Origin of the sequence: Amycolatopsis orientalis, from assembly GCF_000943515.2 — a bacterium.
In the GTDB taxonomy this organism is placed as follows: domain Bacteria; phylum Actinomycetota; class Actinomycetes; order Mycobacteriales; family Pseudonocardiaceae; genus Amycolatopsis; species Amycolatopsis orientalis.
In genome coordinates this window covers 8431537-8444224 of record NZ_CP016174.1, presented here as the reverse complement: position 1 = coordinate 8444224, position 12688 = coordinate 8431537, and the positions used below count along the sequence as shown (strand labels likewise).

Genomic DNA, 12688 nt, shown 5'->3' with positions numbered 1-12688 from the left:
GCGATCCCCCTCGCGAGCACCCGAGGTCAGGCGCGTGCGACGAGTTCCTTCAGCAGGGTCCCCATGCGCGTCGCCGACTGGCGGCCCGCTTCGAGGACCTCTTCGTGGTTCAGCGGTTCCCCGGTCATCCCGGCCGCCAGGTTGGTCACCAGCGAGAGCCCGAAGACCTCGACCCCGGCGGCGCGGGCGGCGATGGCCTCCAGCACGGTGGACATGCCGACGAGGTCGGCGCCGAGCGTCCGCAGCATCCGGATCTCCGCCGGAGTCTCGAAATGCGGTCCGGTGAGCCCCGCGTAGACGCCCTCTTCCAGCGACGGGTCGATGGTCCGGGCGAGGTCACGCAGCCGCTTCGAGTACAGGTCCGTCAGGTCGACGAAGTTCGCGCCGACGATCGGCGAGCGCGCGGTCAGGTTGAGGTGGTCGGAGATCAGCACCGGCTGCCCGACGCGGAAACCCTCGCGCAGCCCGCCCGCGGCGTTGGTCAGCAACACCGTCCGCGCGCCGGCCGCCGCGGCGGTGCGCACGTTGTGCACGACCGGGTCGATGCCCTTGCCCTCGTAGAAATGCGTGCGGCCCAGCAGGATCAGCGCACGCTTGTCGCCGACCTGGACCGACCGGACGGTTCCCCCGTGTCCCACCGCGCCCGGGGCGGCGAATCCGGGCAGTTCGCCCAGCGGGATCTCCGCCTGGGGCTCGCCGATGACGTCCGCCGCCGGGCGCCAGCCCGAACCGAGCACGACGGCGATGTCGTGCTTCTCGACGCCGGTGCGCTCGGCGATGGCGGCGGCCGCCGCGACCTCGTTCTCACTCATGCCGACGAGCGTATCCGGACACTTCGCACGAGCAGGAACGCCACCAGCCCGAACGGGGACAGGAAGATCGTGAGCGCCAGGATCGGGCCGGTCACCAGCGGGTGGATCCGGTGCTCGCGGGACTCGAAGTACATCCATCGCGCGATGAACAGGTCGAAGGCGACCAGGTGGGCCCAGATCGCGGCCGCCCCGTACGGCGAGCCGGTGAACGCGCTGAGTACGTCCAGGTCCGGTCGCCGCACCGCCGTCCACAGTTCTCCGAGATGCGGGATGGCAAGGGCGAAGTACGGCACGAGCGGCAGCAGCGGCACCCATGGCGAGGACATGATCCGGCGCGTCCACGACCAGCCCGGCAGGAAGATCATCAGCAGCCAGAACGGCGTCGCGATCGGGAACGTCCAGGTGAACAGCGTCTCGACGCTCATCGGAGGGACCCCTCCAGCTCCCGGTCCCTCGACGGCCGCCCGATCGCGATTAGCCCGCTAACGGCGACGCCGGCGACGAGCAGGGCGAACGCGGTCAAGGTGAGGCCGTCGGGCGCGACGATCGACTGGCCGCGCAGGGCCTGCCAGGTGAGCAGTGCGAGCAGGCCCGCGTAGCCGGCGCCGGCGATCAGCACCAGGCGTGTCCGGAGGACGCCGTCGCCCAGGCGCGGGTAGCGCGCGGCCAGGACGCCGAGGGCGAGCGCGAGCAACGGAAGTGCCTGAAGGGCGTGCAGGCCGATGAAGTGCGGGATCCGCAGATCGCCGCCGACCGTGCTCCAGCCGAGGATCGGCAGGCCGGGGCCGCCGTCCGGGAGCCCGACGGTGTGCGCGCCGATCATCGGCGAGGTCCCGGTCGCCTTGAACGCGGCCCGCTGGTCGGGGGTGGGGCCGCTCATCAACGTCGCCAGCGAGATCCCGGCCATGCCGAGGATCGCGCCGAGCCGGGCCGCCCACGCCGTCGCGCGGTCCGGGATCCGGGTGAACAGGACGGCGATCGTGAGCACGAGGTTGATCACCCACAGCGTCGCGATCATCACCCCCATGATCTGGAAGATGGAGGCGTCCAGCGGCGTCGCGTTGTTGAAGTGGCTCGCCCGGACCCGGACGGCCTGGAACACCATCAGCACGTACTCGCCCGCGAAGATCGCCACGAGCCCGTTCGTCAGCCAAGACACGGCGCGCCGGAACCTGGGCAGGAGGGAGATGAGCCAGCTCCAGGTGAAGAAGTACAGCGCGCCGGAGACGGCGAATTTGAACGGTTTCGCCCAGATCGGCGCGCCTTGCAGCGTCCGCTGGTCGACCACCAGCAGCAGCACGCACAGCACGGTGATCCCGGCGAGAAGTTGCGCGAACCGATAGGACGGCCGGTGCCAGGTGCGGGCTCTCTCGCGGAGATCGGTCAAGATGGTCACGGGTTCCTCCCAGAATGGATAGTCATGCTCTCCGTTATGGGAAGTTAAACTATCCATCCTGAGAAGTCTTCAGGGTTGTCCCTGAACCGTCCCCGAGATCGGAGCGACCACGCGTGCGGATGGCGGAACTGAGCGAGAGGGCCGGGGTCCCGGTCGCCACGATCAAGTACTACCTGCGGGAAGGGCTGGTCCCGCCGGGGGAACGGACGAGCCCCAACCAGGCCAAGTACGACGACGGGCACGTTCAGCGGATCAAGCTGATCAGGGCGTTGATGGACGTCGGCGGCCTGTCGCTCGCGACGGTCGGCGAGGTGCTCTCCGCGGTCGACGCCGGGAACGCGAGCCCCCACCGCATCCTCGGCATCGCCCAGGAAGGCATCACCGCCACCCGGCAGACCGTCGACGACGAAAGCCGGGAATGGGCGCTCGCCACGATCCGCGACCTCGCCGGGCGCCGGGGCTGGCCCTGCAAGGACGACGACGATCCGATCATCCAGGCCCTGGTCGGCGTCCTGTGCGCGATCCGGGACGTGGGGCACGGCTGGTACCTCGACAAACTCGACGACTACGCCGAGATCGCCGACCGGACCGCCGACCTGGACATCGAAGGCATCGCCGGGGTCGAGTCACTGGAGCGGATCATCGAGATCGCCGTCGTCGAGACCGTGCTCGGCGACAGGCTGCTTTCGGTGCTGCGGCGGCTGGCGCAGCAGCGTGCCTCGAAGGCGCACTTCTCCCGGCTAGCCGTCGACAGCGAGTTGGGTTCCGGCGACTGAAGTACGTGAAGGGGGCCTTCACGTACCGGGGAAGGTGTCGTCGAGTGTGTCTATGAAGGAATTGGGACGTTGAGTGTCCCAATTCCTTCATGGACGCAGGGGATCGCCCCGCGGCTAGCCGTCGACAGCGAGTGACTGCGCGACGGGCTCGAAGATCGCCGTCCTCGCGGACGACTCCTGCTCGATCGGCGCGGTCACCGACACGATCCACAAATCCGTGCCCGCGCCGAACAGGTCCATGAACGTCGTGCGCGTGATGCTCTCATTCGCGGAGTCCCTGGTCGCGGCGGAACGTTCGGTCGTCCGGTAGACGTACCGCATGCTCTCCGTCCCCCGGCCGGGCACGGTGCCGGGTTCGCCGACGAGCGAGAGGTCCGGATGCTGCGACTTCAGCCAGCTGAAGTAGGCGGGCGGCGGGCCGTCGGACAGGAAACCGCCGAGCCGCTCGACCCGGATGACCTGACGGCCGTCGGGGGAGACGTACTGGACCACCGTGCTCGCCAGGCCCTTGGTGACGTGCGGCGCGACGAACTTCTTCCAGCCCTCGGGCACGCCGATGCTGAACCGGCCGCCTTTGACGCCGTTCACGATGCTGGCGTCGCCCTGCTGCGTGAGCAGCTTCGGTGGCTGCTGGGGAACGATCGTGTCGCCCTCCTCCAGCGCGGCCGGTGGCCGCAGATCCTCGCCGCCGACGGCCCTGGCCAGGACGAACCCGCCCGCCGCCGCCAGCAGGAAGACGACGATCGACGCGAACGCCAGTACCACCGTGGCCACCGTCGACCGGCCCGGCGGCCGCGGCGCCGTCGGCGTGACCGTCGGCATCGGCGCGAGTTCGGCAGGCGGTTCCGGGGCGCGGGGAGCCGTCGCCGGCTCGGCCGAGCGCAGGAACGGCAGCGGCCCCGGGTCCGCGGCGAGTTCGGAACTCGTGCCCTCCGACGGTTTCCCGGGGGCGACGGTCTTGATCACCTGGGTGTCGGTCGCGTCCAGATGCGCGGTGGTCTTCTTGCCGTCGGGCGTGTGGAACAGCTCGGCCGGGAAGAGGTCGATCAGCGTCTTGGCCTGCAACGGGTACAGGCGGCGCCGCACTTCGCGCAGGGTGATCCGCTTCGACGGCTCCTTCTTCATGAGCGCGCCGATGACGTCGGACAGCGGACCGGGGCCGGGCTTCGGCACCTTCCCGTTGACGACCTTGCCGACGGTTTCGAGCGGGTCGCCGTCGGCGTCGTAGGGCGGCGAGCCCTCGACGGCGGCGAACAGCGTCGCGCCGAGGCCCCACAGGTCGGCGGCGGGGACGACGGCGCCGCCGGAGGCGACTTCGGGCGCGATGTAGGCGGGGGAGCCCAGCATCATCCCGGTGCGGGTCATGGTGGCTTCGGAGACGTTGCGGGCGATCCCGAAATCGGTGAGCTTGATCCGGCCGTCCCCGGCGACCAGGACGTTCCCCGGTTTCACGTCACGGTGGGTGATCCCGGCGGCGTGCGCGGCCTCTAGCGCGGACGCCACCGCGATGCCGACCGCCGCCGCCTGCTCGACGGTCAGCGGGCCGTGGTCGCGCAGGATGTGCGCGAGGCTGCGCGACGGCAGCAGCTCCATGACCACGAAGGGTTCGTCGTTCTCCCGCGCCACGTCGTGCAGGATGATCACGTTCGGGTGACTCAGGACGGCGATCGCGCGGGCTTCGCGCAGCGTCCGTTCGCGGAGTTCGTCGGCCTGTGAGGCCGGGACGCCGGGCGGGAGCCGCACTTCCTTGACCGCGACCGGGCGGTGCAGGAACTCGTCGTAGGCCGACCAGACCGTGCCCATCGACCCTGATCCGATGACCGAGCGCAACCGATATCGCCCGGCGACGACACGCTTCTCTTCGCCGGGACTCTCGCTGGACTCGGGGGTGTCGGACGGCACGGCCCCAATTGTGTCGTATGCCCCCGTGGCGGGCTTATGCGCCGTGCCCTGGCGGAGTGAACGGGCCACCCCTTGGCGCGACTAGCGTCACAGGTAGGGGCTGTTAGGGGCCGTTAGCATCGTGGGTTATGACGGAAGTGGCCGGAACGGAGTCAGTGCCGACCCCAGCTGAGCCCGACGACCTGGTGCTCGCGGCGGAGTTCCCGGAAGCGAGCCGGGAGCAGTGGCGGGAGCTCGTCGCCGGGGTGCTGCGCAAGAGCGGCGCGATCGACGAGGCCTTCGAAGGGCTGCCCGAAAGCAAGCTGGTCACCCGAACCTATGACGGCTTGGAGATCCAGCCGCTCTACACGGCCGAAGACACGGTCGAGGGAACCGGCTTCCCGGGTCTTCCGCCGTTCGTGAGAAGCGCCCGTCCCGAAGGCGCGGTGACGACGGGATGGGACATCCGCGCCCGCTACGCCCGCCGCGACGCCAAGGTCGTCAACACCGCGATCCTCGCCGACCTCGAAGGCGGCGTCAGCTCGATCTGGCTGCGGGCGGGTGCGGGCGGGGTGCCCGTCGCCGACCTGGCCGACGCGCTGAACGAGGTCTACGTCGACCTCGCGCCCGTCATCCTCGACGCGGGCGACGAATACGAAGCCGCGGCCACCGCCCTGTTCGAGCTGTTCGCGGAACGCGAGATCCCGGCGAGCGCGGTCACCGCGACCCTCGGCGCCGACCCGATCGGCCTGACCGCGCGCACCGGTTCGGCGCATCCGCTCGCCCCCGCCGCTCAGCTGGCGGCCCGGGTCGCGAAGAGTCACCCGAAGGTGCGGACGATCGTGGCCGACGGCCTGCCGTTCCACGAGGCGGGCGGCTCGGACGCGCAGGAACTCGGCGCGGCCATCGCCGCGGGCGTCGCGTACCTGCGGGCGCTGACCGAAGCGGGCCTGGACGTCGACACCGCGGCCGGGCAGCTCGAGTTCCGGCTCGCCGCCACGGCCGACCAGTTCCTCACGATCGCCAAGTTCCGCGCCGCGCGGCGCCTGTGGGCCCGGGTCACCGAGGTTTCCGGCGGCCAGGGTTCCGGTATGCGGCAGCACGCGGTCACCTCGCCCGCGATGCTGACCCAGCGCGACCCGTGGGTGAACATGCTGCGCACGACGGTCGCCTGTTTCGGCGCCGGGGTCGGTGGCGCGGACGCGATCACCGTGCTCCCGTTCGACGCCGCGATCGGCCAGCCGGACGCGTTCTCCGCGCGGATCGCGCGCAACACGCACGCCGTCCTGCTGGAGGAGTCCAAACTCGCCGGGGTCATCGACCCGGCCGGTGGCTCCTGGTACGTCGAGAACCTCACCGACGAACTCGCCAAGGCCGCCTGGCGTGAGTTCACCGCCATCGAAGCGGCGGGCGGGATCGAGGCCGAACTGGCCTCGGGCGCGCTCGCGGGACGGCTCGCGGAGACCTGGGAGAAGCGGTCGAAGCGGCTCGCGACCCGGCGCGATCCGATCACCGGCGTGAGTGAATTCCCCAACCTGACGGAGAAAGCGGTCGTTCGCGACCCGGTCGAAGCCCTCCCGGACGGCGGCCTGCCCCGGCATCGGTACGCCGAAGCCTTCGAAGCCCTGCGGGACCGCGCGGACGCGCATCCCAGCCGTCCCCGGGTCTTCCTCGCCACCCTCGGCCCGGTCGCGGCGCACACCGCGCGGGCGAGTTTCGCGGCGAATCTCTTCCAGGCGGGCGGGATCGAAGCCGTCAACCCCGGCGCGCCCGAAGACGTCGTCGCGGAATTCCGCGCCAGTGGGACGAAGGTCGCCTGCCTCTGCGGAAGCAACACCTCCTACGCGGAAGAAGCCGACAGCGTCGCGAAGGCGTTGAAGGAAGCGGGCGCCACGTCGGTGCTTCTCGCCGGGAAGCCCGGCGACCATCCGGACGTCACGGGCTACCTCTACACGGGCTGCGACGCCTTGGAAATCCTGACCGGCACGTTGAACGAGCTCGGAGTGCAGTGATGACCATCCCGAACTTCTCCGGAATCGAGCTGGGATCGCCCGACCCGGCGGACCGTCCTCAGTGGACGGAGGCGCTGCACGCCGCCACCGGCAAGGGCCCCGACGCGCTCGCGTGGGAGACGCCGGAGGGCATCGGCGTCAAACCGGTCTACACCGCCGACGATCTGTCCGGAGTGGACTTCCTCGGCACGTATCCGGGTATCGCGCCGTACCTGCGCGGCCCGTATCCGACGATGTACGTCAACCAGCCGTGGACCATCCGCCAGTACGCGGGTTTCTCCACCGCCGAGGAATCGAACGCCTTCTACCGCCGCAACCTCGCCGCCGGGCAGAAGGGCCTTTCGGTCGCCTTCGACCTCGCGACGCACCGCGGCTACGACTCGGACCACCCGCGCGTCGCCGGTGACGTCGGCATGGCGGGCGTCGCGATCGACTCGATCTACGACATGCGCCAGCTCTTCGACGGCATCCCGCTCGACAAGATGAGCGTCTCGATGACCATGAACGGCGCCGTCCTGCCGGTGCTCGCGCTCTACGTCGTCGCGGCCGAGGAACAGGGTGTCACGCCGGACAAGCTGGCCGGGACCATCCAGAACGACATCCTCAAGGAGTTCATGGTCCGCAACACCTACATCTACCCGCCGCAGCCGTCGATGCGGATCATTTCGGACATCTTCTCGTTCACCTCGCGGAACATGCCGAAGTACAACTCGATCTCCATCTCCGGCTACCACATGCAGGAGGCCGGGGCGACCGCCGATCTGGAGCTGGCGTACACGCTCGCGGACGGCGTCGAGTACATCCGCGCCGGGGTCGAGGCGGGGCTGGACGTCGACAAGTTCGCGCCGCGGCTGTCCTTCTTCTGGGCGATCGGCATGAACTTCTTCATGGAGGTCGCGAAACTCCGCGCGGCACGGCTCCTGTGGGCGAAACTGGTGAAGGGCTTCGAGCCCAAGAGTTCCAAGTCGTTGAGCCTGCGGACGCACTCGCAGACCTCGGGCTGGTCGCTGACCGCGCAGGACGTCTACAACAACGTCGTCCGCACCTGTGTCGAGGCGATGGCGGCGACCCAGGGCCACACGCAGTCGTTGCACACCAACGCCCTCGACGAGGCCCTCGCGCTGCCGACGGACTTCTCCGCCCGCATCGCGCGCAACACACAGTTGCTGCTGCAGCAGGAATCCGGCACCACGCGCGTGATCGACCCGTGGGGCGGCAGCGCGTTCGTCGAGAAGCTGACCTACGACCTCGCCCGCAAGGCGTGGGGCCACATCACCGAGGTCGAGCAGGCGGGCGGCATGGCGAAGGCCATCGACGCCGGTATCCCGAAGCTGCGCATCGAGGAGGCCGCCGCGCGGACCCAGGCGCGGATCGACTCCGGCCGCCAGCCGGTGATCGGCGTCAACAAGTACCAGGTCACCGACGACGAGCAGATCGACGTGCTCAAGGTCGACAACGCCGGCGTGCGCGCGCAGCAGCTGGAGAAACTGCGGCGGCTGCGCGAAGAGCGGGACGAGGACGCGACGCAGGACGCGCTGCGACGGCTCACGGCCGGTGCCCAGGCCGACGGCAACCTGCTCGCGCTGGCCATCGACGCCGCCAGGGCGAAGGCCACGGTCGGGGAGATCTCCGACGCGCTGGAGAAGATCTGGGGGCGCCACTCCGGCCAGATTCGTACCATCTCCGGTGTGTACCGCGAGGAGGTCGGCAAGGCCGAGAACGTCGAGAGGGCCCGTGAACTGGTCGAGAGTTTCGCCCAGGAAGAGGGGCGGCGTCCCCGGATCCTGGTCGCGAAGATGGGCCAGGACGGCCATGACCGCGGCCAGAAGGTGATCGCGACCGGCTTCGCCGACATCGGGTTCGACGTCGACGTCGGCCCGCTGTTCTCCACCCCCGGCGAGGTCGCGCGGCAGGCGATCGAGGCGGACGTGCACGTGATCGGCGTTTCGTCGCTGGCGGCCGGGCATCTTTCGCTGGTCCCCGCGCTGCGCGCCGAACTCGCCGAACAGGGCCGCGAGGACATCATCGTCGTGGTCGGCGGGGTCATCCCGCCGCAGGACTACGAGGAGCTGCGCGCGGCGGGCGCGGCGGCGATCTTCGGGCCCGGCACGGTCATCGCCGAGGCGGCGATCGATCTCATCGGACAGCTGACCGCTCAGGAGTCGTGAGTCTTGCCGCGCAAGATCGACGTCGGGGCGCTGGCCAAGGGCGTCCTCGCGGGTGACCGCGGTCTGCTCTCGCGAGCGATCACGCTCGTCGAGTCGAACCGCGAAGACCACCGGGCGCAGGCGCAGGAGCTGCTGGTCGAGCTGCTCCCGCACGCAGGCGGCGCGCGGCGGGTCGGCATCACCGGCGTCCCCGGTGTCGGCAAATCGACCTTCATCGACCAGCTCGGCACGGATCTCACCGAAGCCGGGCACAAGGTCGCCGTCCTGGCCGTCGACCCGTCGTCGACCCGGACCGGCGGCTCGATCCTCGGCGACAAGACCCGGATGGCGCGGCTCGCGGTGGACCCGAAGGCATTCATCCGCCCTTCGCCGACTTCGGGGACTCTCGGCGGTGTCGCGCGGGCGACCCGGGAAACGATCGTCCTGATGGAAGCGGCCGGCTACGACATCGTGCTGGTCGAGACCGTCGGCGTCGGGCAGTCCGAAGTGACCGTGGCGAACATGGTCGACTGCTTCCTGTTCCTGACCCTCGCCCGCACCGGCGACCAGCTGCAGGGGATCAAGAAGGGCGTCCTCGAACTGGCCGACGTCATCGCCGTCAACAAGGCCGACGGCGACCACGAACGCGACGCGAAACGCGCGGCACGCGAACTCGCCGGGGCCCTGCGGATGATCTACGGGCGCGACGCCGAATGGACCCCGCCGGTACTGACGTGCAGTGCGCTCACCGACGTCGGGCTGGACGAGGTGTGGGCCGAGATCGGCCGTCACCGTGACGTTTTGACCGCGTCCGGCGAACTGGACGAGCGGCGACGGCGGCAACAGGTGGAGTGGACCTGGGCGATGGTCCGGGAACAGCTTCTCGGACGGCTCGCCGCGCATCCGGACGTGCGAGCGGTCGTCCCGGACGTCGAACGGGCGGTCCGGGACGGTGAACTGACCCCCACCTTGGCCGCGCAACGGATTCTGGAGGCGTTCTCCGGTCCTCCGCGTGGCGGCTGACGCGGGAACGCGGCAGAGTGCAGAATCGGATTCGCGCTCTGTCGACGAAAGGGAGTCATGCCGAAAAGGTCTCGCCTCGGACAGCTGGCCGGGCTGATCGCCGCCGGGCTTCTCGTCTGCGCCCCGGTCGCGCAGGCCGCGCCGGTCACGGCGCTCCCCGCCGCGTCGTCGGTGATCACGCAGGCGGCGGCCGTGCACGAGGTGCCGTCGCAGGCACAGCCGGGACCGGTGCTCGACCCCGCCGAGACGGACAAGGCCAACAGCCAGGAGACCAAGAACAAGGTCATCGCCGGCATCGCCGCCGCGGTGCTCCTCGGGCTCGTGATCCTCGGCCGCCGCTCCCGTTCCAAGAAGAAGAAGTCCTGAACCGCTACCGGTAAGTAGTAGTGCTCTCCGCTTAGCCCGGACCGAACTCTTCGTAGCCGTTCAACGCAGAACCGCTACCGGCCGTCTAGGGCTCGATCACTCGACGAGCGGCTTGTCATCTGCATGGTGCACGATCTATCGCAAATGCGTATCACAGATCGAACGGCACCCAGCGTGTCTTCAGTGACCACTCGTACGGTGGTAGGCGGAGGCAACTGTGTTGCGGGAGGAGGTGCGGCGTGACGGTGCTCGATTCACGTCCGGACATTCCAGGCGACCCCGAGGGTCGCGTCGTTGCCCCTATAGAGGCGTCCACCGCGCTGATCTCCGAGGCCGGCGTCAGCATGGCACCTGTGCATGATCTGGGTGCCGGGCGCGGCCCCTTCTGGCTCGACGACTGGCTCCGCGCGAACGCCACCGACGTCCTCGCGTGGCGCCGGCACATCCACGCGCACCCGGAGCTCTCCCGTCACGAGTTCGCCACGACCGAAATGGTCATGTCCCTGCTCCGCTCGGTCGGCCTCAAGCCGTGGGTGCTGCCGGTGGGCACCGGGGTCGTCTGCGACATCGGCAGCGGCGACCGGTGTGTGGCGCTGCGCGCCGACATGGACGCGCTGCCGCTGACCGAGGCCACCGGACTCCCGTACGCCTCCCAGACCGACGGCGCCGCGCATATGTGCGGGCACGACGCGCACACCGCGATCCTGCTGGGCGCGGCGCGGGCACTGGCGGGCGCGCCGGAACTGCCGGGACGGGTACGGCTGATCTTCCAGCCCGCCGAGGAGGTCATGCCCGGCGGCGCGCTGGACATGATCGCCGCCGGCGCGATGGAAGGCGTCGAGCGGATCTACGGGCTGCACTGCGACCCGCGGCTCGAGGTCGGCAAGGTCGGCCTGCGCGAAGGCGCGCTGACGTCCGCCGCGGACCTCATCGAACTGCGGCTCACCTCGCCGGGCGGCCACACCTCACGGCCGCACCTGACCGCGGACCTGGTGCACGCGCTCGGCACGGTGATCACGTCGCTGCCCGCGGTGCTGTCGCGGCGCGTCGACCCGCGCTCCGGGACCGTGCTGGTCTGGGGTGCGGTGCACGCCGGGCAGGCCGCCAACGCCGTCCCGCAGGACGGGGTGCTGCGCGGCACGCTCCGGACGGCGGACCACGAGGTGTGGACGATGCTGGAGCCGCTCGTCGCGGCTTCGGTGGAGTCGCTGCTCGCGCCGACCGGTGTCGGGTTCTCCCTCGACTACCGCCGCGGCGTCCCGCCGGTCGTCTCCGACCCGGAATCGACCGCGCTGATGCGGGCCGGTGTCGAAGCCGCGCTGGGTGAGTCGGCCGTGGCCGGGACCGAACAGTCGTCCGGTGGCGAGGACTTCGGCTGGTACCTGGAGCACGTCCAGGGCGCCTTCGCGCGTCTCGGTGTGTGGTCCGGCGAAGGCCCGATGGCCGACATCCACCGCCCGACCTTCACCTTGGACGAGCGTGCACTCATGTGCGGTGTCCGCACGCTGGTCCACACCGCCCTGGCCACCCTGGCCTGAACCGAGTTATCCACAGTTCCCAGAGTTGTCCACAGGCCCCCGGGAGAACCGGCCGGGGGCCTGTGCTACGTGCGGATTTCGGGGCAGGAGCAGGCAAAAGCCCGATTTTTCATCAGGTCGGGTGACTCAAGTGAGGGGCCATGGCGGCCCAGGTATCCACAGGGCGTGGATCAGCCGCTGATCCCCCGGCAAGGGCGCGTGCGGAGCGCCTCGACGTAGTCGGCGGGGGCGCCCGCGGCCTCGGCGGCGTCGGCGAGAACGCCGAGGTAGCGCGCCGACGGGAGGCCGCCCTCATAGGCGTCCAGGACGTACAGCCAGGGCAGGACGGAACCGTCCATGGTCTGCACGCGCAGCCGGATCTTGGTGTGGACGCCGAGCTCGCCGCCTTCCCAGCGGTCGAGGCCGTCCTCGTCCAGCGGCGTGACGTCGTACAGCACCACGAAGACCCGGCTGCCCGGGTCTTCGACGATGGTCGCCAGGGCGCCTTCCCAGCCGATGTCCTCGCCGCCGAAGGTCAGCCTCCAGCCCTCCAGCCAGCCGGTGCCGGCCATGGGCGAGTGAGGAGCGCGCTCCAACATCTGGGCGGGCTCCATATTGGATCCATACGCGGCATACAACGGCACGACCACAGCCTAGCGACCCGGCGGTCACCCGGCTGGACGCACATGCCGTGTCCGGCCACTCAATCCGCCCAGCGGTCGCCCGCGTACGGTAAACGCAGTCACAGACACCAGTGC

At 70.0% G+C, this 12688-nt stretch carries 11 protein-coding genes; 6 read left to right on the top strand and 5 right to left on the bottom strand.

The genetic code is table 11. The features are described 5' to 3' along the window. Nucleotides 1-26: 26 nt before the first annotated feature. From SD37_RS36725 to SD37_RS36715, 3 genes are read right to left on the bottom strand one after another with little or no spacing between them, the layout of a single operon-like run. Complete coding sequence (locus SD37_RS36725) at nt 27-812, bottom strand: purine-nucleoside phosphorylase (RefSeq protein WP_044854500.1); 786 nt, start codon at nt 810-812, stop codon at nt 27-29. Next, nucleotides 809-1237 (bottom strand): ABA4-like family protein, encoded by a 429-nt coding sequence (locus SD37_RS36720; protein ID WP_037315904.1) that lies wholly within the window; start codon nt 1235-1237, stop codon nt 809-811. The genes SD37_RS36725 and SD37_RS36720 overlap by 4 nt, the downstream gene beginning before the upstream one ends. Next, nucleotides 1234-2208 (bottom strand): hypothetical protein, encoded by a 975-nt coding sequence (locus SD37_RS36715; RefSeq protein ID WP_044854501.1) that lies wholly within the window; start codon nt 2206-2208, stop codon nt 1234-1236. Before SD37_RS36715 ends, SD37_RS36720 begins: the two co-directional genes overlap by 4 nt. A gap of 119 nt (nt 2209-2327) precedes the next feature. On the opposite strand from SD37_RS36715, the gene SD37_RS36710 reads away from it, so the two are divergent. Next, nucleotides 2328-2984 (top strand): MerR family transcriptional regulator, encoded by a 657-nt coding sequence (locus SD37_RS36710; RefSeq protein ID WP_044854502.1) that lies wholly within the window; start codon nt 2328-2330, stop codon nt 2982-2984. 114 nt (nt 2985-3098) lie between these two features. On the opposite strand, the gene SD37_RS36705 is transcribed toward SD37_RS36710, so the two are convergent. Next, nucleotides 3099-4886, bottom strand: a complete 1788-nt coding sequence (locus SD37_RS36705; RefSeq protein ID WP_044854503.1) for a serine/threonine-protein kinase — start codon at nt 4884-4886, stop codon at nt 3099-3101. A gap of 128 nt (nt 4887-5014) precedes the next feature. On the opposite strand from SD37_RS36705, the gene SD37_RS36700 reads away from it, so the two are divergent. From SD37_RS36700 to SD37_RS36680, 5 genes are all read left to right on the top strand, one after another. Further along, nucleotides 5015-6877, top strand: coding sequence for a methylmalonyl-CoA mutase family protein (locus tag SD37_RS36700; protein WP_174567884.1), 1863 nt, complete (start codon nt 5015-5017; stop codon nt 6875-6877). Further along, complete coding sequence (gene scpA / locus SD37_RS36695) at nt 6877-9045, top strand: methylmalonyl-CoA mutase (RefSeq protein WP_037315916.1); 2169 nt, start codon at nt 6877-6879, stop codon at nt 9043-9045. The genes SD37_RS36700 and scpA overlap by 1 nt, the downstream gene beginning before the upstream one ends. 3 nt (nt 9046-9048) lie before the next feature. Then, the gene (gene meaB / locus SD37_RS36690; RefSeq protein ID WP_044854504.1) at nt 9049-10047 is read left to right on the top strand and encodes a methylmalonyl Co-A mutase-associated GTPase MeaB; all 999 of its coding nucleotides are present in this window, start codon (nt 9049-9051) and stop codon (nt 10045-10047) included. Between the two features lie 57 nt (nt 10048-10104). After that, nucleotides 10105-10413 carry a hypothetical protein gene (locus SD37_RS36685; RefSeq protein ID WP_044854505.1) on the top strand — a complete coding sequence of 103 codons (309 nt, stop codon included), beginning with the start codon at nt 10105-10107 and terminating at the stop codon, nt 10411-10413. A gap of 239 nt (nt 10414-10652) precedes the next feature. Further along, on the top strand, nt 10653-11951 hold the full coding sequence (locus tag SD37_RS36680; RefSeq protein ID WP_083255184.1) for an amidohydrolase: 1299 nt from the start codon (nt 10653-10655) through the stop codon (nt 11949-11951). 170 nt (nt 11952-12121) lie between these two features. Here SD37_RS36680 and SD37_RS36675 read toward each other — a convergent pair whose 3' ends face one another. Further along, nucleotides 12122-12574, bottom strand: coding sequence for a gamma-glutamylcyclotransferase (locus SD37_RS36675; RefSeq protein WP_201769691.1), 453 nt, complete (start codon nt 12572-12574; stop codon nt 12122-12124). Between the last annotated feature and the right edge of the window lie 114 nt (nt 12575-12688).